This is a genomic window from Aromatoleum sp. (genome assembly GCF_035254505.1).
Classification (GTDB): domain Bacteria; phylum Pseudomonadota; class Gammaproteobacteria; order Burkholderiales; family Rhodocyclaceae; genus Aromatoleum.
In genome coordinates this window covers 1-23,994 of sequence record NZ_DATFAO010000107.1, presented here as the reverse complement: position 1 = coordinate 23,994, position 23,994 = coordinate 1, and the positions used below count along the sequence as shown (strand labels likewise).

19 protein-coding genes are annotated in these 23,994 nt (G+C 63.3%); 5 read left to right on the top strand and 14 right to left on the bottom strand.

Translation table 11 applies throughout. The features are described from left to right. Window positions 1-3: 3 nt before the first annotated feature. The gene (locus VJ673_RS23325) at window positions 4-1,908 is read left to right on the top strand and encodes a B12-binding domain-containing radical SAM protein (RefSeq protein WP_324128579.1); all 1,905 of its coding nucleotides are present in this window, start codon (window positions 4-6) and stop codon (window positions 1,906-1,908) included. Between the two features lie 2 nt (window positions 1,909-1,910). On the opposite strand, the gene VJ673_RS23320 is transcribed toward VJ673_RS23325, so the two are convergent. Beyond that, window positions 1,911-2,225, bottom strand: a complete 315-nt coding sequence (locus VJ673_RS23320) for a hypothetical protein (protein ID WP_324128578.1) — start codon at window positions 2,223-2,225, stop codon at window positions 1,911-1,913. 133 nt (window positions 2,226-2,358) lie between these two features. Here VJ673_RS23320 and VJ673_RS23315 point away from each other — a divergent pair, with 133 nt between their 5' ends. The 3 genes from VJ673_RS23315 (at window position 2,359) to VJ673_RS23305 (ending at window position 7,220) form a co-directional block, all read left to right on the top strand. After that, window positions 2,359-2,874 carry an O-acetyl-ADP-ribose deacetylase gene (locus VJ673_RS23315; protein ID WP_324128577.1) on the top strand — a complete coding sequence of 172 codons (516 nt, stop codon included), beginning with the start codon at window positions 2,359-2,361 and terminating at the stop codon, window positions 2,872-2,874. Window positions 2,875-3,002: 128 nt separating this feature from the next. Then, the gene (locus VJ673_RS23310; RefSeq protein WP_324128576.1) at window positions 3,003-4,703 is read left to right on the top strand and encodes a diguanylate cyclase; all 1,701 of its coding nucleotides are present in this window, start codon (window positions 3,003-3,005) and stop codon (window positions 4,701-4,703) included. A 207-nt stretch (window positions 4,704-4,910) separates the two neighbouring features. After that, entirely contained in the window at window positions 4,911-7,220 is a 2,310-nt protein-coding gene (locus tag VJ673_RS23305) for a putative bifunctional diguanylate cyclase/phosphodiesterase (RefSeq protein WP_324128575.1), read from the top strand. 67 nt (window positions 7,221-7,287) lie between these two features. Here VJ673_RS23305 and VJ673_RS23300 read toward each other — a convergent pair whose 3' ends face one another. From VJ673_RS23300 to lysS, 5 genes are all read right to left on the bottom strand, one after another. After that, entirely contained in the window at window positions 7,288-7,848 is a 561-nt protein-coding gene (locus VJ673_RS23300; protein WP_324128574.1) for a phasin family protein, read from the bottom strand. Window positions 7,849-8,018: 170 nt separating this feature from the next. Further along, window positions 8,019-8,672, bottom strand: coding sequence for a response regulator transcription factor (locus VJ673_RS23295; protein WP_324128573.1), 654 nt, complete (start codon window positions 8,670-8,672; stop codon window positions 8,019-8,021). Next, complete coding sequence (locus VJ673_RS23290; RefSeq protein ID WP_324128572.1) at window positions 8,669-10,234, bottom strand: PAS domain-containing sensor histidine kinase; 1,566 nt, start codon at window positions 10,232-10,234, stop codon at window positions 8,669-8,671. Before VJ673_RS23290 ends, VJ673_RS23295 begins: the two co-directional genes overlap by 4 nt. A gap of 350 nt (window positions 10,235-10,584) precedes the next feature. Beyond that, window positions 10,585-12,498 carry a bifunctional tRNA (5-methylaminomethyl-2-thiouridine)(34)-methyltransferase MnmC2/FAD-dependent 5-carboxymethylaminomethyl-2-thiouridine(34) oxidoreductase MnmC1 gene (gene mnmC, locus VJ673_RS23285; protein WP_324128571.1) on the bottom strand — a complete coding sequence of 638 codons (1,914 nt, stop codon included), beginning with the start codon at window positions 12,496-12,498 and terminating at the stop codon, window positions 10,585-10,587. Between the two features lie 70 nt (window positions 12,499-12,568). Then, window positions 12,569-14,077, bottom strand: a complete 1,509-nt coding sequence (gene lysS / locus VJ673_RS23280) for a lysine--tRNA ligase (RefSeq protein WP_324128570.1) — start codon at window positions 14,075-14,077, stop codon at window positions 12,569-12,571. A gap of 203 nt (window positions 14,078-14,280) precedes the next feature. Here lysS and VJ673_RS23275 point away from each other — a divergent pair, with 203 nt between their 5' ends. After that, window positions 14,281-16,080: a methyl-accepting chemotaxis protein gene (locus VJ673_RS23275; RefSeq protein WP_324128569.1), complete on the top strand. Its 1,800-nt coding sequence runs from the start codon at window positions 14,281-14,283 to the stop codon at window positions 16,078-16,080. 62 nt (window positions 16,081-16,142) lie between these two features. Here the strand turns inward: VJ673_RS23275 and minE are convergent, their stop codons facing one another. The 8 genes from minE to VJ673_RS23235 form a co-directional block, all read right to left on the bottom strand. After that, window positions 16,143-16,403 carry a cell division topological specificity factor MinE gene (gene minE, locus VJ673_RS23270; protein WP_324128568.1) on the bottom strand — a complete coding sequence of 87 codons (261 nt, stop codon included), beginning with the start codon at window positions 16,401-16,403 and terminating at the stop codon, window positions 16,143-16,145. A gap of 1 nt (window position 16,404) precedes the next feature. Beyond that, complete coding sequence (gene minD, locus VJ673_RS23265; protein WP_324128567.1) at window positions 16,405-17,220, bottom strand: septum site-determining protein MinD; 816 nt, start codon at window positions 17,218-17,220, stop codon at window positions 16,405-16,407. A 28-nt stretch (window positions 17,221-17,248) separates the two neighbouring features. Then, window positions 17,249-18,031 carry a septum site-determining protein MinC gene (gene minC / locus VJ673_RS23260; protein ID WP_324128566.1) on the bottom strand — a complete coding sequence of 261 codons (783 nt, stop codon included), beginning with the start codon at window positions 18,029-18,031 and terminating at the stop codon, window positions 17,249-17,251. Window positions 18,032-18,162: 131 nt separating this feature from the next. Next, a complete protein-coding gene (hslO, locus tag VJ673_RS23255) occupies window positions 18,163-19,044 on the bottom strand; it encodes an Hsp33 family molecular chaperone HslO (RefSeq protein WP_324128565.1) in 882 nt (293 codons plus the stop codon). Continuing rightward, window positions 19,041-19,406: an ArsC family reductase gene (locus tag VJ673_RS23250; RefSeq protein WP_324128564.1), complete on the bottom strand. Its 366-nt coding sequence runs from the start codon at window positions 19,404-19,406 to the stop codon at window positions 19,041-19,043. The genes hslO and VJ673_RS23250 overlap by 4 nt, the downstream gene beginning before the upstream one ends. A 22-nt stretch (window positions 19,407-19,428) precedes the next feature. Further along, window positions 19,429-21,759, bottom strand: a complete 2,331-nt coding sequence (locus VJ673_RS23245; RefSeq protein WP_324128563.1) for a Tex family protein — start codon at window positions 21,757-21,759, stop codon at window positions 19,429-19,431. A 99-nt stretch (window positions 21,760-21,858) separates the two neighbouring features. Next, on the bottom strand, window positions 21,859-22,707 hold the full coding sequence (locus VJ673_RS23240; protein WP_324128562.1) for a D-hexose-6-phosphate mutarotase: 849 nt from the start codon (window positions 22,705-22,707) through the stop codon (window positions 21,859-21,861). Window positions 22,708-22,714: 7 nt separating this feature from the next. Next, window positions 22,715-23,994 (bottom strand): GNAT family N-acetyltransferase (locus VJ673_RS23235; RefSeq protein ID WP_324128561.1); only part of this gene is annotated, 1,280 nt, incomplete at its 5' end.

The following is a 23,994-nucleotide window of genomic DNA, read 5'->3' as shown; positions in this document are numbered from 1 at the left end:
CCGATGTCTCAATCCTCCCCGCGCGTCCTGTCGGTCATTCCGCCGATGACGCAACTCAACACGCCATACCCCTCGACGGCCTATCTGACGGGCTTCCTGCGTTCGCGCGGCAGCGACGCCGTACAAGAAGATCTCGCGCTCGCGCTCGTGCTCCAGCTCTTTTCCCGTGCCGGCCTCGACGCCATCCGCGTCCGCGCCGAAGCATCTCCCGAGCGCAAGCGCAGCGCGTGCGTAGGCGCCTTCCTCGCGCACTTCGACCGCTACCGCGCCACCGTAGAGCCAGTCGTCGCCTTCCTACAAGGTAGAGACTCCACGCTCGCCCACCGTATCTGCGGCCGCAATTTCCTGCCCGAAGGTTCGCGCTTTGAATCACTGGACGTCTATATCGACCCGGAAGGCGGCGATCCGCTCGCTTGGGCCTTCGGCATGCTCGGCCTCGAAGACCGGGCCCGGCATCTCGCGACGCTCTACCTCAACGACCTCTCCGACGTCGTCCGCGAAGCCGTCGATCCACGCTTCGAATTCGTCCGCTACGCGGAGTCGCTGGCGCAGAGCCAGGCGAGCTTCGAACCGCTTGCCACCGCGCTCGCCGAGCCGCTCAACCTGATCGACGAAACGCTGCGCGACCTGACCCTGCAGGCGATCGTCCGCCACGCGCCGCAGCTCGTCCTCCTCTCGGTGCCTTTTCCGGGCGCCGTCTACGCGGCCTTCCGCATCGCCCAGGCGATCAAGGCGCACGATCCTTCAATCGTCACCGTGCTCGGCGGCGGCTTCGTCAACACGGAGCTGCGCGAACTTGCCGAACCGCGCGTCTTCGACCATTTCGACTACGTCACGCTCGACGACGGCGAACGCCCGCTGCTCGCGCTGCTCGACCACCTGCGCGGCGGACGCTCGCGTTCACGGCTCGTCCGCACCTTCTTCCGCGACGAGCAGAGCGGGGCGGTTCGCTATGTGAACATCGGCGAGGCCGACGTCGCCTTCGCCGAGGTCGGCATCCCCACCTGGGACGGCCTGCCGCTCGACCGCTATCTGTCGGTGCTGGACATGCTCAATCCGATGCACCGCCTGTGGTCGGACGGGCGCTGGAACAAGCTCACCGTCGCGCATGGCTGCTACTGGAAGAAGTGCAGCTTCTGCGACGTCAGCCTCGACTACATCTCGCGCTACGACGGCGCCAGCGCGCCGACCTTGGTCGACCGCATCGACGCCATCATCGAAGAGACGGGCCAGACCGGCTTCCACTTCGTCGACGAAGCGGCCCCTCCCAAAGCGCTCAAGGCGCTCGCGCAGGAACTGCTCTCGCGCAATCGCGCCATCTCCTGGTGGGGCAACATCCGCTTCGAGAAGTCCTTCACGCCCGAACTCTGCGAACTGCTCGCCGAAAGCGGCTGCATCGCCGTCTCAGGCGGCCTGGAAGTCGCCTCCGACCGGCTGCTGAAGCTGATGAAGAAAGGTGTCTCGGTCGATCAGGTCGCGCGCGTCACCAGCGCCTTCACCAACGCCGGCATCCTCGTGCACGCCTACCTGATGTACGGCTTCCCGACGCAGACCGTGCAGGACACGGTCGATGCCCTCGAATACGTGCGCCAGCTCTTCGAGGCCGACTGCATCCAGTCCGGCTTCTTCCACCGCTTCGCCTGCACCGTGCACTCGCCGGTGGGCATGAATCCGGAGGAATACGGCGTCACGCTCGTGCCCTTGCCGTCCGGAAAATTCGCCCGCAACGACGTGAAATTCATCGACCCCACGGGGACGGACCACGACACCCTTGGCATTGCGCTCAACAAGGCGCTATACAACTACATGCACGGCATCGGGCTGGAAGAGGACGTGCGCAGCTGGTTCGCGGGGCGCGTCCCCCGCACCCGGGTGCCGCGGCATTTCGTCGCCCGCGCTCTGGGCTGATGTTAGGCGGCGAACCACTTGTAGCTGTAATAGATTCCGATCCCGACCATGAGGTACACCATCAACTGCGCGGGCAAGCCTCCCTTTCCGGGCACGAGTCCCCCGTTGAGGAAGGCCCGGATCGCGAAGTAGCACCCGATCAGTGTCGGCACGATCAGTATCGGATGCTGCGTCTGCGCATCCCAGACGCCGCCAAGGACGCGTGAAAGCAATCCGTCCGGCTCGAAGAAAGACCAAGAAAGACCTGTTATGCCAATGACGATCAGCGCCAGGAAGACAGCACTCTCAAGCGTTTGCAAACCTTCCTTCAGTCTCATGTGATCCCGTCCCCGTATCCGGCTATGCAATTTCGTTCTGCCGGATGATAGCTGTGACGGCGCTTTCCGGCGAGTCGATGTGATGCCGGTGCATGAAGAAGGATCGGCAGGAACAATCGATGGAGGAAAGGAAATGGACATCATCGTGGCGGACATCACGACGCTGAAAGTCGACGCGATCGTCAATGCGGCAAACGAGTCGCTTCTGGGCGGCGGAGGCGTCGACGGAGCAATCCACCGCGTGGCCGGCCCCGATCTCCTCGCCGAATGTCGTACCCTCGGCGGCTGCGCGACTGGCGATGCGAAGATCACCCGCGGCTACCGGCTGCCCGCACGCCATGTGATCCACACCGTGGGTCCGGTCTGGCATGGCGGATCGCGGGGTGAGGAGGCGCTGCTCGCTCGCTGCTACATGCGCTGCCTCGAACTCGCCGACGCCCACGGTCTGCACACCATCGCCTTTCCCGCGATCAGCACGGGTGTCTATGGCTATCCCAAAGGCGCCGCCGCGGCCGTCGCGCTGCGAAGCGTCGCCGAGACACTGCCCAGGTTGAGTACCCGGATCGACGTGACCTTCTGTTGTTTCTCCGAGGCGGACCGGGACGTCTACAAACAGGCACTTGCCCGCTCGGCACAAGGGATGGACTAGCGGTCCATTGAAAATGCATGGCGGGTACTAGCCTTTGGTGATAGATCGGTTATGCTTGGCGCCTTGCCGGCTTGTGTTACCAAAAGTTACTGTCCCAAGGAGTGCCGGCCTCCCGGGCGGAGACCTCGATGCGTTCAGGCAAGCTCGTTTTCCCGCAATTCCTCCAGCTGCGGATTCGCCACAAGATCATTCTGGCGGTCAGTATCGCCGTGTCCGTTGCGATGCTCATCGCCGACGGCCTGCACAGCTGGATGCAGGAACGCTCGGCGCTGCAGGAGCGGGAGCACTCGCTCACGGTTCTGACTAATAGCATCGCCGAAGGCATCGAAGCGATCATGATGACGGGTTCGACCGAGGCCGCCATTTCCTTCACCAGCCATTTCAAGAGCATTCCGTACATCACGGATTTCAAGATCATCCGCTACGACGGGCACGAGGCCTTCACCGACAACAAGACCATTGACCAGGTCAACATCACGCTCGAAAAGGAACGCTACGAGCGGCGCCCGGAGGAGCAACACACGGCTATCCTCCAGAGCAACGACGAGAGGCTGGTCCAGGCGCTCGACACCAACGAGATCGTCTCGTACTACCACGAGTCGGACGACGGTCATCGCCTGCTGACCTTCCTTGCCCCGATCAAGACCTCCCAGGACTGCCGTGATTGCCACGCATCGAAGCGCACGCGCGGCGTCATCCAGCTCACGACCTCATTGTCGGCGATAGACGAAAGCCTCGTCGCCTCGCGCAAGCACTCCGCCTTGGCCCTGATCGCAACGCTCGCGGTCACGATCCTGATCGCCGGCAACCTCCTTCGGCGCTCGGTCACCGGGCCGATCGAGCAGCTGATGAGCGGGATGCAGAAAATCTCCCAGGGCGATCTCGAACAGAAAGTGGAAATCCAGCGCAACGACGAGCTGGGGGAGATGGCACGGATCTTCAACGTGATGACCGCCGAGATCCGCCAGACCCAGGCGGGCCTGCGCCGCGAGCAGGACAAGCTCACCACCATCATCCATGGCGCGGACGAAGGAATCGTCGTGACGGACGGCGTCGGCAATGTGGTCCTGGTCAACCCTGCAGCCGAAGGCTTGTTGACCAAGTCTGCCGCCGAGATCACCGAGAAGGGCTTCCTCGAACTCTTCGACAATCCCGAGGAAATGCAGAAATGGCTCAAGCAGCGGACCTCGAACGAAAACATCATCAACGTCTATAACAACCGCCTGTTCCAGGTGTACGTGTCGATGATCCAGGATGCCCATGGCCTCGCGATCGGCTCGGCCGCGCTGATCCGCGACGTCACCGAGGAAAAGCGCCTGGAAGAGGAACTCCGCCGCCTCTCGACGACGGACGCACTCACCGGCCTCTATAACCGTCGCCATATGGATTACGTGCTGACCACCGAGTTCAGCCGCGCGAGCCGCACCAACACGCCGTTCGCGGTGATGATGTTCGATATCGACCACTTCAAGAAATTCAACGACACCTACGGCCACGAGCAGGGCGACCGGGTCCTTCAGTGCGTCGCCAAGAGCTTCCACGACAGCCTGCGCAAGTACGACACCGCCTGTCGCTACGGCGGCGAAGAGTTCCTCGCCATTCTGCCGCACACCAACATGGACGGCGCGATCAGCGTCGCCGAGCGGGTTCGGGGCGACGTCGAAAACATGGTGGTTGACGGCCTCAAAGTCACGATCAGCCTCGGCGTCGCGGCCTACCCGGAACTCGCGATCGAGACGACGGACCAGCTCGTCGAAGCTGCAGACAAGGCGCTGTACTGCTCCAAGAACCGTGGACGCAACTGCGTCACTCGCGCGGAATACGCGTAGTGCGAGCAAGGGGCGTCGTCTTCAGCTTCCGGCCGTCTCCGTGAAGCATAAATTGACAATTCGGGGCGCGACAATCGTAGGAATACTGACGACGCCGGCCGGGCAATCATGCTTGAATAGATGTATCAAATTATTCGAGGCGACGACGTCGAATCTGCCGTAACCGGTCTGTAGACCCTAACGACCCGAAGACCGAACAAGAGTCCCATGTCGCCGCCATCCCCAACCCCCAATGTGCAGAATGGTGTTCTCAGGATCGTCCTGACATATTCGGCATTCGCTGCACTCTGGATCCTGCTCTCGGACAAGATCCTCGGACTCCTGTTCGCCAATCCCGAGGTCATCGTCGTCGTCAGCGTGGCCAAGGGCTGGCTGTTCGTGGCAATAACCGCGCTGTTGCTCTTCGGCCTGCTCGGGCGCCTTGTCAGCCAGATCCAGGACAGTCACCGACGTCATATCGCCTCCGAAGTCGAAAAACGCCGCGCCCTGCAATTGCTCGCGGCAATTTCGGACAGCTCGGCCGACGCGATCTTTGCGAAGGATACCGAGGGCCGCTACCTCCTGTTCAATCGCGCCGCGAGCGAATATGTCGGCAAGTCTTCCGCGGAAGTGCTGGGCAAGGACGATCGCGAGATCTTTCCACCGGAGCAGGCCGAGTGGTTGATGGCGGTCGACCGGCGGGTGCTCGCCGAGAATCGCGTCATCAGCGATGAAAGCACGCTCCAGACCGCCGACGGCAGGCGCGTCTTCCTCGCCACGAAGGGTGTCCTGCGCGATGATGACTCCGATGTAATCGGTATCTTCGGCATTTCCCGCGACGTCACGGACTACAAGCAAGCCGAGGCCGAGCTTCGCATCGCGGCCACGGCCTTCGAGTCTCAACAGGCAATGGTCATTACCGACCGTGACCACGCGATTCTGCGAGTCAACCAGGCCTTCACTGCGGTGACCGGCTACTGCGCCGACGAAGCAGTTGGACAAAGTACCGACATGCTCCAGTCTGGCCGGCAGGACCCGCTGCTGTGGAATGCCATATGCAGTGATTTGAGCCGTAACCGCCTTTGGCAAGGCGAAATCAGGCTCTGCCGCAAGAACGGAGAAACCTTCCCCGCGTGGTTGAGCATTTCCGAAGTCGTCGACCGCACCGGTACCGTGACGAATTACGTCGGATCATTCATCGACATCTCGCAGCGCAAACAAGCCGAAGAGCTGATCCACAGCCTGTCCTTCTACGACGCCCTGACCGGACTCCCCAACCGGCGACTGCTCCTCGACCGTCTGCGGCAGACGGTGATGTCCGGCAAGCGCAAACGACATCATGGCGCGATCCTTTTCATCGACCTCGACGACTTCCGGGCGTTGAACGACACGCGCGGGCACGAAGTCGGGGACGAACTGCTCGTCGGTGTTTCGCGCCGGATCAGGGCCTGCGTGCACGGCGAAGACACCGTGGCGCGGCTGGGCGGCGACGAATTCGCTGTCGTGCTCGAGGGGCTGAGCACCGAGCGGGATCCGGCTGCGATGCAGGCGCGGGAGGTGGCAAAGCGGATTCACGATGCGATCGGGCAGCCCATCGAGCTGGGTGGCCAGGAGTACGTCGGCACCTCCCGCATCGGCATCAGCCTCTTCAGCGCAGGCGAAACGAGCGTGGAAGAGTTGCTGAAGCTCGCCGACGCGTCGATGTTCCAGGCCAAGCGCACCGGCCGCAACCAGATCCACTTCTTCGACGCGAGTATGCAGGCCGCGCTGGAAGAGCGCGTCCGCATGGAATCCTGGCTGCGCAAGGCCTTGCCGGACCAGCTCGAACTGCACTACCAGATGCAGGTCGATAGCGGGGGCCACGTATTCGGTGCGGAAGCGCTGATCCGTTGGCGCCACCCGCAAAGGGGCCTCATCTCGCCGGCGGCCTTTATTCCGCTGGCCGAAGAAACCGGGCTGATCCTGCCCATCGGGCGCTGGGTGCTGGAAACCGCCTGTCGGCAGCTGAAAGCCTGGGAGGCCGACCCGGCGACCCGCCACCTGCTGCTGGCGGTCAATGTCAGCGCGAGGCAGTTTCAGCAGCCCGATTTCGTCCAGGAAGTGCTCGAGGTGGTTGGTGCGAGCGGGGCAGATCCTGCGAATCTCAAGCTCGAACTGACGGAGAGTACACTGCTTGAAAATATCGACGTCGTGGTCGACAAGATGGTTGCGCTCAAAGCGCGAGGAATCCGTTTCTCGCTGGATGATTTCGGGACAGGCTTTTCGTCCCTTTCATATCTGAAGCGTCTGCCGCTGGAGCAACTGAAGATCGACCAGTCCTTCGTGCGGGATGTGTTGGCCAACGCTAACGATGCCGCCATCGTGCGCACCATCATTGCACTGGGACAGAGCCTGGGGCTCGATGTCATCGCGGAAGGGGTGGAAACAGACGAGCAGCGCCACTTCCTGGCAATCCACGGCTGCAACTACTACCAGGGCTATTTCTTCAGCAAGCCGCTTCCGCTTCCGGATTTCGAAAAGCGTCTGAGTTCGGCGTGAATAGGCCTGCCCGGCGGGGCGATGAATCTGCTCTCACCCCGCCTGGGTGCAAGGCTGGAGGAGCCTGTCAGGCGGCCTTCTTGCCCGACTTGCTGACTGCGCCGGTGGTGGCGGCCAGCATCGGCTGCATCGCATTGGCAGCCGCAGCGAGGTTCGTTTCAGCCAGGCTGCGGGTGTTCTTGACGAAATTCTCGTACGTCGCGGTGGCATTGCTCACCGCCGACTTCACAGCGCTGATCATATCCGAAGTGCCCGCCGGTGCGGCTCCGGCAAACTGCTCCAGCGTCTCGGCAATGCTGTGCGAGGCATCGTTGAGCTGACGCATCCCGAAATCGGCCAGTTCGCCTTGGGTGCGAACGAGCAGATCGTTGATGCTGTTGAAGTACTCGACCGTCTGCTCGATCGACTTGGCCTGCGCGCCCATACCCGAGGCGACCTGATCGCGCAGATCACCCTGAACAACCGGCGTGGCGGCCGAGACGTTAACGCACAGATTTCGGGCAGCGTCGAAGTTGAGTGCCATCAGCTGACCGGACGCGTTCATGACGATGTCGGCGAGCGACTGGAAGGCGGAAATATTGCCGGTGGCTACGCTGGCGATCTGCTGGGGTGACACGAGAGTGTTCATGTACTGGTCCTCTGGCTGATGGATGTGGGGAGATGCGTCCGCTGGGCTGCATCGCTCCGGGAACTCGAACTGCAGTGACCGAATGCTACGTTGATACAGACGGATCGCACATACACCCTTCAGCGTGTTTTCGCATACCGACTGTGCGGTACGCTCGCGCAGCCCGGTGATCAGTCGGAAATTGATGTGATGCCATTGCGGATGGCATATTTGGTCAGCTCCGCGACGCTATGCACATCGAGTTTTCGCATGATATTCCGGCGATGGACCTCTACCGTGGAGGCCGCCAGATGCAGTCGGTCCGCTATGCGTGCGGACGTGTGGCCTTCGGCGATCAGCTGCAGCACCTGGCGCTCGCGCGCAGTGATGCGCGGCGCGGAGTTGTCTCCGACCGCGTTGTAAAGAAGGGCGTTCGTGACCGTCGCGGCGACGTCCGGGCACAGGTAAGTCTTACCCTGCCGCACCGTCTGGATCGCGCGCAGCAATTCCTCGCCGGCCTCGGCCTTCGTGACGTAGCCTCGGGCTCCAGCATTGAGCAAGTCGAGCACGAACTGCCGGTCGGAAAACGCAGACAGGCCGATCACGCCGATTCCCGGCCGCAGCGCGAGGAGACGCCGCGTGGCCTCGATTCCGTTCATCAAGGGCATGGCAATGTCGATGCACGCGATATCGACCGGATGATTACGGGCCAGCGTCAGCAGTTCGTCGCCGTTGCCCGCGACTCCGACGACCTCGATTTCCGGTTCACGGTCGAGCAGCGCGCGCAGGGCATGCAGGAACATGCGGTGATCGTCGGCGAGAATGACTCGGATAGGTGGGCTCATAATTGTTTTCCTCCCGCCGAGAGCAAGTCGTCGGTCGGAGTAACTGGGGATTGAGGTATCGGTGACTGGCGCAGGACGCCCGCGTCATGTTCGAAGACAACGGTGATTTCGGTGCCGGCGCCCGGCCGGGAATTCATGGTAAAGCGTCCGCCGGCGAATTCAGCGCGCTCGCGCATCGTGATGAGGCCGATGCCATGAGTTGATCCCCGGTCAGAGAGCTGTCGCGAATCGAAGCCGACGCCGTCGTCGGAAATCTGCATCACGACCTGCGAACTGCAGTTCCCGAGACGTATATGTACGGAACGGGCTCGAGCGTGCTTTGCGCAATTGGTGAGCGCTTCCTGCACGATGCGGAACAGCAGCGATTGTATGTTCGGCGCCACCTGGAAATCGAAGCTCGCGGTGTCGAGGTCAACGCGTACGCCGGTTCGCTGGGTGAACTGCTGGGCATAGTCGTGCAGCGCCGGCACCAAGCCCGCGTAGTCCAGTGCTGCCGGGCGCAGGTCCGTGCAGATGTCGCGGATCCCATTGGTGGTGTCGAGCAGCAGACCGTTCGCGTCGTCGAGCAGGGATTGCAGCCCTTCGCGTACTTCGGGTGGGAGCGCCTCGGCAAGGTTGCCCAGCGTGAGACGCAGCGCAGCGAGGTTCGGGCTCGCGTGGTCATGGAGGTCCGACGCGAGCTTGCGCCGCTCGCGCTCCTGGACCTCGACCATGTGCCGGGAGACGTCCGTGACGCGCGTTGCGTGCGCCGCGCGCTCGAGTTCGAGTTGCCTGCGATCGGAGTTGTCGGAGACGACGGTACGGCTCGCGACGAAGCCGCCGTCGGCGTCGAAGATCGCGGTCGAACTGAGCAGTACCGGTAGTACTGAGCCGTCCTTTCGGAGTAAGTCGAGCTCCATATTGCGGAGTACCCCCTTTCGCTTGAACACGCGGAAGACGTGCTCGAACAGTGCTCGGCTGGGGGCGCTGAAAAGATCCGCGGCCTTCATGTGGCCGACGACTTCCTTTCGCGTGAAGCCGAGCCAGCGCAGTTGCGTGTCGTTGATGCGGACGATGGAGCCTTCGGCATCGAGCGAGTAGTAGCCGCAGGGTGCATTTTCATAAAGATCGGCGATCTCTCGGGTCTGCCTGCGCAACTCTTGCTCTACCAACTTGCGGGCAGTCACATCCTGCGTCGTACCGTACAACTTGTAGATATAACCGTCGGCGTCCTTTACCGGTACGATCGTCGTCGCATGGTAACGTTCCGCACCAGAGGGCAGCCAAACCAGTTGTTCGAACTCTTCCCGTTCCCCGGAATCGATAACTCGCCAAAAAGTGTCACGGGTCTGGTCGATCGATTCGGGGGCGTAATAGCCCAGGGCTTCGTTGAGATCGGGAGTCCCGAGTTCGAGTGGCCGTTCGAAGAGTTTGAACAAGCCAGGCGACCAGCTCATTACACCGGTCTTGCGATCGAGTTCCCAGTCGCCCATGCGAGCCACCGCCTGCGCTTCGCGCAAACGCGCTTCGCTTGCTCGCAAAGCGGCTTCCACATCGTAACGGAGGTGTGAATCCTGGCTCATCGCAAGCTCGGTCTGGTTGCGTCCCGAGGGCGCAACTTGCTCTGTCGGTCGTACGCTTGCCCACCCGCCGCTTTATAACGACGTGTTGGCGAGGTCGTGCTAGTGTGGCACTTGTCAGCGCGGATCGGGATTCCCACATTCATTTTAGTGGATTGGGCGGCAATACCGTTGTGTTTGTGTCGCCGACGAAAGGGTACTGGTACTTGTCATGAACCGGCGGCCCCTGAATTCGTCTTGCATCCTCCCGAAGCAGACGTTCCGCCTTTGAACGTGATCGATGATACCGATCGCTGCGATGCACAACTATACCGGGAATGCTGTAAGCCAGCCGGGCGTCCGGCATTTTGAGATTATTCTTCCGTTATAGGACATTTAACTGGGCGAAAAAGGAAGCGACCCGGATCAAGCGCCTCGACGAGCTCGCGTTCAAGGGGAAGAGGAGCGCCCGACAGCCTGCTTGCAAGCAGTTCTCCCGCAAGTGCTGCCCACACCAGGCCGCGCGCGCCGAAGCCTTCGACGGTATGCAAATCAGGGTAGCGGGGGATCGCTGCGAGCGCCGTACCACGTTCGATCGTGCTCGCGGACGGCAAGGCGCCGACCATCGGCAGCCGGTCCGGAGAGGCGGGGCGGAACCCCACTCGGCCGGGAGGGTCGGCGAGCGCTTGCTGCGACGCAAAACCGGGCAGGATGAAGTCCAGCTTTGCGAGATTCTCCTTGTGGTCGGCATCGCGCAGGGCGGTTTCGTCGTCGTTAACCGAGAATGTGGCGCCTGCGCAGCGGATGCCGTCGATTGCCGGGCTGACGTAGCCGAGACGGCAAACGACGACGCTTGGCGCGCTACCCAAGCCTCCGACGAGATGCGTGACCTGGCCGCGGGCACTGCGTACTGGCAGCGCCGCAGCTTGCGCGATGCCGCGTACTCCGACTCCGTTGGCGAGGATCACGATCGGCGCCGCGGCGATCGGTTTGCCTGAGGCGTCGTAGGCTACCCACTCATCGCCGACCCGTTCGAGCCGTTGGACGCTGCGGCTGTAGTGGCAACGAACGCGGGACGAGTGGGAGGCGAGATTCGCCGCACACAGGCTCGGCGGATTCACCCACGCGCCGCCGGGAAACCACCATCCGCCGACAGGCAAAGGCCAGCCGGCAAGCCGGGACGCCTCGTCCGAGTCGACGAAACGTAGGTAGTCGGTTGGAGGACTGTGTACCTCGACCACCTTGCGTTGCTTGTTCTCGTGGACGGGGTCGCGGGCGAGGTGCAGCACGCCGCAGGCGTCCCAGTGCACGTCGAGGCCTTGAGCGGAAAGGCGGGCGAGGTGACGCAGTCCGTACAGTGCGCCGGCGCGGGTGATGCGGGCGAGGCGGTTGTCGTCGAGGCTCGGTAGCGGGCGGAGCACGCCGGCCAGGTTTCCCGATGCGCCGTGACCCGGCCCGGGCGCGCCGTCGACGACGTCCACAAGCCATCCGTATTCGGCCAGACGGCACGCGATGCTGCTGCCCGCGAGGCCCGCGCCGAGCACCAGCGCATGACGCCGAGCGTGTTCCACGGGGCGATCGGCGCTCCCCGTTTTGGGGAAAATCGCCCGCAGCATTTCGCGTTTGCCGCGGAATCCGGCCGTTTTTTCGCATTCGAAGCCGGCGCTGGCGAGCGCTCGCCGCACAGAGCCGGATACGGACCAAGTGGCCAGAGTGGCGCCCGGCGCCGCCAGTTGCGGCAGGCACCGCAGCAGACCTTCCGACCAAAGCTCGGGGTTCGCGGCCGGTGAAAACCCATCCAGATAGAAGGCGTCGGCCTGGCAGACGAGCTGCGGCAGCAGTGCCCGGGCGTCCCCGAAGAGGAGCGTCAGAACAACCCGCCCTTCGTCGAGATGCAGCCGATGAAAACCAGGCGTCAGGGCCGGCCACTGGGCTTGCAGCGCTTCGGCAAGCGCGCGCAGTTCTGGCCACCGTGTATGGAGCGTGGCCAGGTCGGTGCGCGTGAAGGGGTGGAGCTCTGCCGAAACGTAGTGCAAGCGCCCGCAGCGCTGCCCGTCCTGACGCCAGGCGTTCCAAGTCGCCAGGAAGTTGAGGCCCAGGCCAAAACCGGTCTCGAGGACCGTGAACTGCTCCCGGCCTTGCCAGCGCTCGGGAAGACCGTTTCCGGCAAGGAAGACGTGGTGTGACTGTTCCAGACCGCCGTCGCGGGAATGGTAGATGTCACCGTAGGCTTCGGATTGCGGCGTGCCGTCGTCGGCGAAGCTCAACCGGGCGGGCTCGATCGGCATGGCGGGCGATTCCTGTCCTGAAAAAAACAGGGCGCCTCGCGGCGCCCGGGTGTCCTGGAAGCGGTACTGCTTATTCCATTCGCATCTGAGGGAACAGGATCACGTCTCGGATGCTGGGGCTGTCGGTGAGAAGCATGACCAAGCGGTCGATGCCGATGCCGCAGCCGCCGGTCGGGGGCAAACCGTATTCGAGCGCACGGATGTAGTCGGCGTCGAAGTACATGGCTTCCTCGTCACCGGCTTCCTTAGCCTTGACCTGCTCGAGGAAGCGAGCGGCCTGATCTTCCGGGTCGTTCAACTCGGAGAAGCCGTTGGCGATCTCGCGGCCGACGATGAAGAGCTCAAAGCGCTCCGTGATATCCGGGTTCTGGTCGTTGCGGCGAGCCAGAGGGGAGACCTCAGCCGGGTAGTCGATGATGAAGGTCGGTTCCCAAAGCTGCGCTTCGGTGGTTTCTTCGAACATCAGCAACTGCAGCGAGCCCAAGCCAGCGCCAGCACGTGCTTCCGCGCCGAGATCCTTGAGTTTCTTGCGCAGCCATTCGGCGTCGTTCAGCTGTTCGATCGAGAAGCCGGGGTGGTACTTGCGGATGGCCTCGACGATGGTCAGGCGCGCGAAGGGCTTCGACAGGTCGAGTTCGCGACCCTGGTACACGAAGACCTCGGTGCCGAGCGCTTCGCGGGCAGCCTGGCGCAGCAGCCCTTCGGTGAAGTTCATCAGACTACGGTAGTCCGCGTAGGCCTCGTAGAACTCCATCATCGTGAATTCGGGGTTGTGGCGCGGGCTGAGACCTTCGTTACGGAAATTGCGGTTGACCTCGAAGACCTTCTCGAAGCCGCCGACGACGAGCCGCTTGAGGTACAGCTCCGGCGCGATGCGCAGGAAGAGTTCCATGTCCAGCGCGTTGTGGTGCGTCACGAAGGGCTTGGCCGATGCGCCGCCGGGAATGGGGTGCATCATCGGCGTCTCGACTTCGAGGAAGCCGTGGTTGACCATGTAGTTGCGGATCGACTGCACCATGCGGCTGCGCGCGACGAAGGTGAAGCGCGTCTGCTCGCTCATGATCAGGTCGACGTAGCGCTGGCGATACTTCTGCTCGACGTCGGTGAGACCGTGGAACTTGTCCGGCAACGGGCGCAGGCTCTTAGTCAGCAGACGCAGCTCGGTGACCTTGACCGACAGTTCGCCCGTGCGCGTCTTGAAGAGCGCGCCTGCGGCGCCGACGATGTCGCCGATGTCCCAGTGCTTGAATTCCGCGTAAACGTCCTCGCCGACGGCGTCGCGGGTGACGTAAAGCTGAATGCGACCCGAAATGTCCTGGATCGTAATGAAGCTCGCCTTGCCCATGACCCGCTTGAGCATGACACGGCCGGCGACGCGCACCTCGATCGGGGTCGTATCGAGCGCTTCGGCTTCCTTGTCTCCGTACAGTTCATCGAGCTTGCCAGCGGTGTTCTCGCGGGAGAAGTCGTTCGGGTAGGCGCGACCGGAGGCGCGCCAGGCGGCCAGCTTCTCGCGGCGCTCGGCGATGATGTGGTTCTCGTCCTGAGGAACGAGGGCGCTATTGTTCTGATCGCTCATGAATCGTAGGGAGACGGCAAAAAGATAATTGTGGCATGTCAAACGGGGTGGGGCAAATCCATCCGGCGTCCGAGCAGGCGCGAAACGGCCTGCGCCGCGAATTCGACCGTCTGAAAGTGAATAATTGAGAATCGAGTGCGGGAGGCTCAAGTCTTCGGCTAGGATGCCCGATAAAGCAAAAAATACCCTTGCCCGGAGAGACCATGGAGACGAATGGCGGACTGTACGAGTCGGTCGAGAAGCTGTTCTGGAATTCGCTGACCAAGAAGCTTTCCAGTTTTCTGCTGTTGTTTTTCATCGACGTGGTTTACGTCGGCATCTACATCGATCGCGAGCGCGATGTCCGGGAACTGCTGGCGAAAGGCAAAGTTGCGCCGGAACTCGTTCAGCAAGTGATCGGAGTGCTCGACGGCGGTATCTATCTGCTCGCCGCGCTGACGATCATCGCGCTTTGCCTCAACGTCGGGCAGATCTTGTTCATCCGGCACCTGATCGTCCGGCCTGTGAGGATCATTACCGGCGTCTTCAACGAAATCGCGCGAGGCGAGGGCGATTTCTCGCGCAACCTGCCGCTGGTGACGCACGACGAACTGCGGGATCTGGCCGAGAGCTACAACCTCTTCGCGGACAAGATGCGGCAGGTTATTAGCGATGTGCGGACTGCCAGCGTCAACATTGCGCGGGATGCCGTAATGGTGAAGTCGCGCGTCGAGAGTTCCGCCGCCGATGCGCGGCAGCAGGGGCAGATGACGGAGGTGGTGTTCAGCGCAAGCACGGAGTCGACGGCCGCGATCGAGAGCGTTTCCGCGAGCACTCAGCAGATTTCCGCCTCGACCACGAAGAACCTCGATATCGCCCGTGGCTCGCTGGATGAAATGCGCGACATCGCGGACAAGATCAATGCGGTCAGCGAAAAGGTCGTGCGATTCAACTCGACGGTGGATGACCTCTCCAAGCGTTCGGTGAGCGTCAAGGAGATTGCGTCGCTGATTCGCGAAATTGCAGACCAGACGAACCTGCTCGCGTTGAACGCGGCGATCGAGGCCGCACGCGCCGGCGAGGCGGGACGGGGGTTCGCGGTCGTCGCCGACGAGGTCCGGAAGCTTGCCGAGCGCGTGAATACTGCAGCGGTCGAGATTACCGGCAACATCGACGACATGATCGCGCGGGTGATGAACACGCGTGCAGAGAACGAAGTGATCAACAGCGACATGCTGCAGGCGCGCGAGGTGGTCGGACGTTCGGCGACGCAGTTCGAGCACATGGTGGGGGAGTTCGAAACGACCGGGGAGCAGCTTCTTCAGATCGCGGCCGCGATGGAGGAACTGTCGGCTACCAACGCCCAGGTTCACGACAATGTGAACGCGATTCACGATCTGACCGGCACCGTGGCGCAGCACATGCGTGAGTCCGAGGAGTCGTCGGTCAAGCTCGCGCGGGCGACCGAGTCGGTGCAGGAGTTGGTGTCGCGGTTCAAGATCGGCAAGGGCGCCTTCGACCGCGCAGTGGAACGTGCTCGGCTGTTCCGCGATGCGATCCAGACGCAACTGACTGAGATGCGCAACGCGAATATGGACGTCTTCGACCGGCGTTACGAGCCGATCCCGAATACCGATCCGCAGAAGTACCGCGTGTCCTGGGGTAACGAGTATGGTCGCCGCTGCCAGCAGATCCTCGAGGATTGCCTCGGGTCGATTCCGGGTGCCGCCTTCGCCGTGGCTGTGAATAACGACAGCTACCTAGCCGCGCACAACCTGAAGTTTTCGAAGCCGTTGACCGGCAATCGGGACGTCGATCTTGTCGGCAACCGGACATGCCGCAAGTTCGAGGCTCCCGCGGAGCTCCGCGCCGCGAAGAACCGCGAGCCGCTGCTGCTGCAGACTTACCTGCGCGATACCGGCGAGATCCTGTGCGACATCGCGATGCCGATCATGATCGGAGAGCGCCAATGGGGCAACGTCCGCGTGGGGGTGCCTGCGGCCGCCTTGCTCGAGGCGAAATAGGGAAGGGTGGATACACGACGAAGGGCTCACGGGATGGCTCCCGCGGGCCCTTGCGCCGTTCGTCAGCGGCCCTGCTCGGGCAGGACGATATTGACTTCGAGGACTTCGTAGTTGTCCTGCTTGTCGAGCATCACCTTGATGTCGTCCGGATTGACCGCGACGTACTTCGAGATGACCTCGATCAGCTCGCGCTGAAGGGCCGGCAGGAAGTCCGCCTTCGGTGCTCCGCCGCTGCGCTCGTGGGCAATGAGCAAGGACAGGCGGTTCTTGGCGATCTCCGCGGTCTTTTTCTTCTCGCCGAAAAGGCGGGACAGCAGCGACATGTCACTTGCCTCCAAAAAGGCGCTTGATGAGCCCCGGCTTTTCGTAGTTGACGAAGCGCAGGTCGCGAGTTTCGCCGAGGAAGCGCGCGACAACGTCGGTATAGGCTTCGGAAACGTCGGTGCCCTTCAGGTGGATGGCCGGCGTCCCCTGGTTGGAGGCCTGCAGCACCGACTCCGATTCCGGAATCACGCCGATCAGCGGTACGCGCAGCAGCTCCTGCACGTCCTTGAATGACAGCATTTCGCCTTCCTCGACCCGCTTGGGCGAGTAACGGGTGACCAGCAGGTGTTCCTTGACCGGCTCCTTGCCGTCGGCCGCGCGGCGCGACTTGGATTGCAGGATGCCGAGGATGCGGTCGGAGTCGCGCACCGAGGACACTTCGGGGTTGGTGGTGACGATCGCTTCGTCGGCGAAGGTCAGCGCGAGCACCGCGCCGCGTTCGATGCCGGCGGGCGAGTCGCAGACGATGTAATCGAAGCCCATGTGCTCGAGTTCCTTGAGCACCTTCTCGACGCCTTCTTCGGTGAGTGCGTCCTTGTCGCGCGTTTGCGACGCGGGCAGCACGAAGAGGTTGTCGCAGTGCTTGTCTTTGATGAGCGCCTGGGTCAACTTGGCTTCGCCGTTGAGCACGTTGATCAGGTCGTACACCACGCGGCGCTCGCAGCCCATGATGAGGTCGAGGTTGCGCAGGCCGACGTCGAAGTCGATGACCGCGGTCTTGAAGCCGCGCAGCGCGAGTCCGGAGGAGAAGGCGGCGCTGGTGGTGGTCTTGCCGACACCACCCTTGCCAGAAGTTACGACGACGACACGGGTCACGGTTGATCCTTCCTGATAGTTGGCTGCTTCAGTCGAGCAGCAGGTGTTCGATGGTGAGCTTTTGTTCATTGCCGCTGCCCGTCAGGCGCACGGCAGCGGTGCGGCCGGCGACCGCTTCGGGAACACCTTGTTCGAAAGTCCGGTAGATGCCGGCGATCGACACGAGCTCGGGACCGAAGCTGGTGGTGACGATGCGGGCAGCGGTGTTGCCCTGGGCGCCCGCGAGGGCCCGACCCAAGAGCGGGCCGTAGCAGTGAATGCTGCCGTCGGCGATCACTTCGGCGCCGTTGCTCATGCCCGCGAGCAGTACGAGGTCCGCGCCGCGCGCGTAAACCTGTTGGCCGGATCGCAAGGGGCGATCGACAAAGACGGTATTTGCGACGGGCGTGACGACGGGGGCGGACGCGGGTGCCGGCTGGGGTGCAGGCTGCGGCGGCGGCGCTTCGACGCGAGGCTGCGGTGGCGGCGGGCTTTGGCGGTCGCGAAGTTCGCTGGCGTCAAGGAGCGCCAGGCCGGCGATCCGCGCAGCTTGGACGAGGTGCGGCGGCAGATTGCGAACGCCAATAGGCTGAAGCTGATAGCGGCGCATCAGGCTGGTGATGCCTGTCCAGTCGACCCGGTCGGGGAACTGCGCCACGGCGGCGAAATCCAGTACGACCGGTTCACCGCTGAAGAAGTCGGGCATGCCGCCGAGCATGCGGTGCATTGCGTCCGCGAGGCGTGCCGGCTCGCTCTCTTTCAGCAGGGCGATCGTGGCGCCGAGCGAGGCGTTGCGGAACTCGATGGAGCGGTCGGCAGGCAGTGCGGACATGGAGTGGGAAAAGCCAAAAAAAGCAAAAGTTTACTGACCGTCATGGAATCGGGCAAGGCTGCCGCGATATTCCGTGTCGCCGGGAGGGTTTCGGGGCCCTGCAGGACCGCTGCGGGGACGTCCGACGGGTGTCAATGCAGCGTGGGGGGCGTGTCCGGGGCCGGCGGATTGTTGAACAGGTCGTCGACTTCGTCGGGCTCGAAGCGATATTCATGATTCGAGAGGTCGTCGCGGATCACGAGTTCGCCATGCTCTTCGAGAATGCTCCGAACTTCGTCTTCACCGATCGAGCGCAGCATCGCGATGACTTTGTCGCGATCGGGCGGGAAGTGGTGGATCACGGGCCGTGGCTCGAAGAGGCGCACATCCTCTTCGGCAAACAGGCGGCCCAGCAGCGTTTCCGGTTCGAGCTGCAGCAACTCTTCGTCCTTGACCGTCTGCGCGAGCTGGTGGATGCGCGACCAGCCGTCGGCGTCGCGTGCATCGGCACCAGGGAGCTTTTGCAGGAACAGGGCGGCTGCGCGATCGCCGGAGCAGGCGAGCCAGAGTCCGGCCGGCTGCTGTTCCGATTGCGCCAGGTAGTGCTCGAAGGTGGCGGCGATGCTGTCGCCTTCCAGTGGAACGATGCTCTGGTAAGGCTGGTCGAGACCCGCGATGTCGAGCGTGAGCTGGAGCATGCCGTCGCCGACGAGGGCGCGTAGCCCGGTGTCGGCCGGAACGATGCCTTCGTAGCCGGCAAAGGCGCGCAGGTTGAGCGATTCCGTGCAATCGACGACGAGCAGTCGAACGATGCCGTTGCCCTGGATCTGGAAGATCAGGCGACCCGTCTGCTTGAGGTTCGCGGTGATGAGGGCGGAGACGGCGCTCATTTGTCCCAGCAGCCGGCCCACGGGCGCAGGGTAGTTGCGGTTGTGCTGCAGGGCGGTCCAGACGTCATCGAGCCGTACGACGGATCCACGGATGTCGAGGTTTTCGAGAAGGAAGCCTCGAACGTAGCTTTTCGGGGAGCTCATGGCTGTCCTCCGGTAGCTCCAAATAGCAATTCGAATCGGAGCGGGTCGAAGCCGGTGATGATCTCTCCGGATTCGGTTTCGATGACGGGGCGCCGGATCACGCTGGTGTTGGCTTCCATGAGTGCGATCGCGTCCGCGCGGCCGGAAATGGCCTGCTGTTCGGGGGAAAGCTTGCGCCAGGTGGTGCCGCGCGTATTGACGAGGGCTTCCCAGCCGAGCTTGTCGCACCAGCGTGCGAGCGTTTCGGGCGTGATGCCGGCCTTGCGGTAGTCGTGGAAGGTGTAGTCCACGCGGTGCTCATCGAGCCACGTGAGGGCCTTCTTCATCGTGTCGCAGTTTTTTATGCCGTAGATGGTCGTCATGACGTTGATTCCGTTCAGCGGATTACTTTCGCATCGCCCGTGCGAGCGCGGCGGCCAATGCGCCGTCGGCCGGCTCGCTGCGTGCGCCGCCGCGTTCGTCGCGGCGCGGATTTCCGCCCGACGGGCGCCGCTCGCCGCGGCCGCCATGGCGCTGCGGAGCCTGCGCTGGCCGAGCGCTCGCGGGTTCGTCGCTCATCCGCATCGTCAGCGCGATGCGCTGGCGCGGGAGATCGACTTCGAGAACCTTTACCTTTACGACCTGGCCGGCTTTGACGACGCTGTGCGGGTCCTTGACGAAGCGGTCGGCGAGGGCGGAGATGTGGACGAGACCATCCTGATGCACGCCGATATCGACGAAGGCGCCGAAGTTGGTGACGTTAGTGACGACGCCTTCGAGCATCATGCCGGGAGCGAGATCCTTCAGCGTCTCGACGCCGTCGCGGAAGGACGCGGTGCGGAATTCCGGGCGGGGATCGCGGCCGGGTTTTTCGAGTTCGGACAGGATGTCCTGCACCGTCGGCAGGCCGAAGCGCTCGTCGGTGAATTCCGTGGGGCGCAGCGTCTTGAGAAAGGTCGCGTTGCCCATCAGTTCGCGGACGTTCTTGGCGACCTTTGCGAGGATGCGTTCTACGACCGGATAGGCTTCCGGGTGGACGGCGGATGCGTCGAGCGGATTGTCGCCCGCCGGAATGCGCAGGAAGCCGGCCGCCTGTTCGAAGGTCTTCGGACCGAGGCGCGGGACTTTTTTCAGCGCGTCGCGGCTGGCAAAGGGGCCGTTCGCATCGCGATGGCTGACGATGTTGGCGGCCAGCGTCGCGTTCAGGCCGGAGATGCGCGACAGGAGCGCGACTGAGGCGGTGTTCACGTCGACGCCGACGGCGTTCACGCAGTCTTCGACGACCGCATCGAGGCTCTTGGCAAGGCGTGACTGGTTGACGTCGTGCTGGTACTGGCCGACGCCGATCGACTTCGGATCGATCTTGACGAGCTCGGCGAGAGGGTCCTGCAAGCGGCGGGCGATCGACACCGCGCCGCGCAGCGACACATCGAGGTCGGGGAACTCGCGCGCGGCGAGCTCGGAGGCCGAATAGACCGACGCGCCGGCTTCGGAGACCGTGATGCGGGTGAGGTTCAGCTGAGGCATCGCCTGCATCAGGTCCGCGACCAGCCGGTCGGTTTCGCGCGATGCCGTGCCGTTGCCGATCGCGACGAGTTCAACGCTGTGCTTCTTCGCGAGCATCGCGAGGGTCGCGAGCGAGCCCTGGGCGTCGCGGCGCGGTTCGAAGGGATAGACGGTCGCGGTATCGAGAAGCTTGCCGGTACGGTCGACGATGGCGACCTTGACGCCGGTCCGGATGCCCGGGTCGAGGCCCATCGTGCAGCGGGCGCCGGCCGGTGCGGCAAGCAGCAGATCCTTGAGGTTGCGTGCGAAGACGCGGATCGCTTCCTCTTCCGAGCGTTCACGCAGCTCGTTCATCAGTTCGAGTTCGAGGTGGAGCGAAATTTTGACGTTCCAGGCCCAGCGGACCGTTTCGCGCAGCCAGCGGTCTGCCGGACGGCCCTGGTCGCGGACGCCGCAGCGGGCGGCGATACGGCTTTCGCAGGGATGCGGTGCGTCCGGATCCGGTTGGTCGACGGTCAACGCGAGCCGCAGGACGCCTTCGTTGCGGCCGCGCAGCAGCGCGAGTGCACGGTGCGAGGGAACGCTTGAGATCGGCTCGCGGAAATCAAACCAGTCGCGGAATTTCGCGCCTTCGTTTTCCTTGCCTTCGACGACAGACGATGCGACGAGGCCTTCCTCATGCAGCCAGGTGCGCAGCTCGCCCAGCAGTTCGGCATTTTCAGAGAAGCGTTCGATCAGGATCTGGCGCGCGCCGTCGAGCACGCTCTTGATGTCAGGGAAGCCGGCATCGGCATTGAAGTAGCGTTCGGCTTCGGTCTCGGGCGTCAGTGTCGGATCTTCGAGCAGGGCCAGCGCGAGCGGCTCGATGCCCGCTTCGCGCGCAATCTGCGCCTTCGTGCGGCGCTTCTGCTTGTAGGGAAGATAAAGGTCTTCGAGGCGCTGCTTGGTTTCGGCTGTCAGGATCTCGCCGCGCAGCGCGTCGGTCAGCTTGCCCTGCTCTGTGATGGAGGAGAGGATTGCCGTGCGGCGGTCTTCGAGCTCGCGCAGGTAGCCGAGGCGCTCTTCGAGCGTGCGCAATTGGGTGTCGTCGAGGCCGCCCGTCACTTCCTTGCGGTAGCGGGCGATGAAGGGCACGGTCGCGCCTTCATCGAGCAACTGGATGGCGGCGACGACCTGGCGCGGCTGGGCGGAAAGCTCGCTGGCGATGCGGTGTTCGATCGGGGGCAACATGTGTGTCTGACGTGGCCGCCGGGGCGGCGGGTGAAAGCGAAGGGTGGGCGATGGTGCAACAGGCGGCGCTGCGAGGCAAGCGCCGCCGTTTCGCTTGGATCAGAGGACGACGAGGGTCTGACGGCCGAACCAGCTTTCGCCGGCGGCGAGTTCGATACGGTGGTGCGCGGCCGCGGCCTCGACGCACAGCATGTGGCGGAAGCCGTTGGCCGGCATGTCGGGCAGCTCGGCGCAGCGCTCTTCCCATGGGTTCCAGACCACGACGTCCGGGAAACCTTCGGCCTGGATGCCGAGGTTGCGCGCGCCGTCACGAAGCAACAGCGGGCGCCTGGTGTCGTGGTAGACGCGATCCGTTTCGCGGTCGATCGTCAGGACGTCGCCGGTTTCCTGCTTGATCTGGTTCTTGTCCGCGGCGTCGCGATACTCGTGACCGTGCAAGCCCTGCAGTTGTGCAGTCTCCACCTCACGCACGCGCAGGTAGGTATGCAGCGCCGCCGTGAACGCAAACGGCGAATAGCCGCTGTTCTCGACTTCGAACTCGATGTCGAGGCGCGTGCCGTCGATCGCGACCGTCAGTTCGGCGGCGAAGGACTGCGGCCAGATCGAATGCGTTTCATCGTTATCGTTGATTTGCAGGACGACCATCGCGAAGTCGTCGCCGGCGCGTTGTTCGGCCAACTCCCAGTTTCGCGTCCGCAGCAGACCGTGTTTCGGGAGCGATCCGAGGCCGGCGAACTGGGGGAAGCACACGGGGATGCCGCCGCGAATGGCGACGCTGCCGTCGTAAACCGCGTTCGGGCTGAGGTAGAGGCATTCTTGTCCGCCGGCCGGAATCCAGGACAGCACCTGGGCGCCGAAGAGGGACACGACGGCGCTCGCCCCGGCGGGTGTGGTGAGGCGGAGCGCAGGAAGGCCGTGGAACTGCAGGTTCTCGATTGTTGCGGGCATGGGGCCGTCAGTCCTGAAGCGCGAGAACGCCGAGTTTGACAGTGTTGTCTTCCGGGTCGTTCGACAGAACGAACCCCAGACCCTGCACGAACTTGAGCATGCGCTCGTTGTTCGAGAGGAAGATGCCGTTCATGTAGAGCAGGCCCTTGTTGCGAGCCGCCTCGATCAGCACGCCCATCAGCTTGCGCGCGAGACCGCGATGCTGCCAGTCGTCGGCGACGACGACGGCGAATTCGCAGGACTCGCCGTCCGGATTCACTGCATAGCGGCAGACGCCGACCTCGATTTCCTTGCCGTCCCCGTCGATGGTGGCGAGGAAGGCCATTTCGCGGTCGTAATCGATCTGAGTCAGGCGCGCAACCATCGCCGGCGGCAACTCGCGCATGGTGTTCATGAAGCGGTAGTACTTGGTCTCGGCCGATAGTTTGCGCACGAACTCGACTTCGAGTTCGGCGTCCTCGGGCTTGATCGGTCGAATCGTGACGGGGGTGCCGTCCGGTTGCGTCCAGACGCTGATGAGCTGCGACGGATAGGGGTGGATCGCCATGTGGGCATAGCGATCGACCGACGGCGAGACATTCTCGACGGTTACGCGGGCGTCGACGGCGACCGCGCCGTCCTCGTCCACAATCAATGGGTTGATCTCGAGCTCCGTGATCCACGGCAGTTCGCAGACCATTTCGGAGACGCGCAGGAGCACGAGTTCGAGCGACTCCATGTTCACCGGTGGCATGGTGCGGAACTCGCCGAGGAGGCTCGACACGCGCGACGAGCGGATCAGGTCACGGACAAGGAAGTTGTTCAGCGGCGGCAGGGCGACGGCGAGGTCCTTGTTCGCTTCGACGCGGTTTCCGCCCTCGCCGAAGGTGATGTATGGGCCGAAAACCGGGTCGCGCTTGACGCCGACAACCAGTTCGCGGCCATTGCGTTTGAGGATCATCGGCTCGATCGCGACGCCATTGATCGCGGCGTCAGGCTTGTTGCGGCGGACTTCCTCGAGGATCTCCTGATAGGCCGTGCGTACCGCGGCGAGGCTAGCGAGGTTGAGCCGCACGCCGCCGGAGTCCGCCTTGTGGATGATCGAGGGGGAATCGATCTTCATCACCACCGGGAGTCCGATTTCCTCCGCCAGCACCATCGCTTCAGTCGCAGAGCGGGCGATCACGGTCTGAGCGATCGGAATGCGGAAGGCTGCAAGCAGCGCCTTTGATTCCATTTCGTTGAGGACCTTGCGGCGCTCGGCAAGCGCCGTCTCGATCACCAGACGGGCGCTTTCGACGCTCGGCG

Bases quoted from the DNA above. Each gene is read 5' to 3' on its own strand.
- VJ673_RS23325 (WP_324128579.1), top strand. From the start codon at position 4: ATGTCTCAATCCTCCCCGCGCGTCCTGTCGGTCATTCCGCCGATGACG.
- VJ673_RS23320 (WP_324128578.1), bottom strand. From the start codon at position 2,225: ATGAGACTGAAGGAAGGTTTGCAAACGCTTGAGAGTGCTGTCTTCCTG.
- VJ673_RS23315 (WP_324128577.1), top strand. From the start codon at position 2,359: ATGGACATCATCGTGGCGGACATCACGACGCTGAAAGTCGACGCGATC.
- VJ673_RS23310 (WP_324128576.1), top strand. From the start codon at position 3,003: ATGCGTTCAGGCAAGCTCGTTTTCCCGCAATTCCTCCAGCTGCGGATT.
- VJ673_RS23305 (WP_324128575.1), top strand. From the start codon at position 4,911: ATGTCGCCGCCATCCCCAACCCCCAATGTGCAGAATGGTGTTCTCAGG.
- VJ673_RS23300 (WP_324128574.1), bottom strand. From the start codon at position 7,848: ATGAACACTCTCGTGTCACCCCAGCAGATCGCCAGCGTAGCCACCGGC.
- VJ673_RS23295 (WP_324128573.1), bottom strand. From the start codon at position 8,672: ATGAGCCCACCTATCCGAGTCATTCTCGCCGACGATCACCGCATGTTC.
- VJ673_RS23290 (WP_324128572.1), bottom strand. From the start codon at position 10,234: ATGAGCCAGGATTCACACCTCCGTTACGATGTGGAAGCCGCTTTGCGA.
- mnmC (WP_324128571.1), bottom strand. From the start codon at position 12,498: ATGCCGATCGAGCCCGCCCGGTTGAGCTTCGCCGACGACGGCACGCCG.
- lysS (WP_324128570.1), bottom strand. From the start codon at position 14,077: ATGAGCGATCAGAACAATAGCGCCCTCGTTCCTCAGGACGAGAACCAC.
- VJ673_RS23275 (WP_324128569.1), top strand. From the start codon at position 14,281: ATGGAGACGAATGGCGGACTGTACGAGTCGGTCGAGAAGCTGTTCTGG.
- minE (WP_324128568.1), bottom strand. From the start codon at position 16,403: ATGTCGCTGCTGTCCCGCCTTTTCGGCGAGAAGAAAAAGACCGCGGAG.
- minC (WP_324128566.1), bottom strand. From the start codon at position 18,031: ATGTCCGCACTGCCTGCCGACCGCTCCATCGAGTTCCGCAACGCCTCG.
- hslO (WP_324128565.1), bottom strand. From the start codon at position 19,044: ATGAGCTCCCCGAAAAGCTACGTTCGAGGCTTCCTTCTCGAAAACCTC.
- VJ673_RS23250 (WP_324128564.1), bottom strand. From the start codon at position 19,406: ATGACGACCATCTACGGCATAAAAAACTGCGACACGATGAAGAAGGCC.
- VJ673_RS23245 (WP_324128563.1), bottom strand. From the start codon at position 21,759: ATGTTGCCCCCGATCGAACACCGCATCGCCAGCGAGCTTTCCGCCCAG.
- VJ673_RS23240 (WP_324128562.1), bottom strand. From the start codon at position 22,707: ATGCCCGCAACAATCGAGAACCTGCAGTTCCACGGCCTTCCTGCGCTC.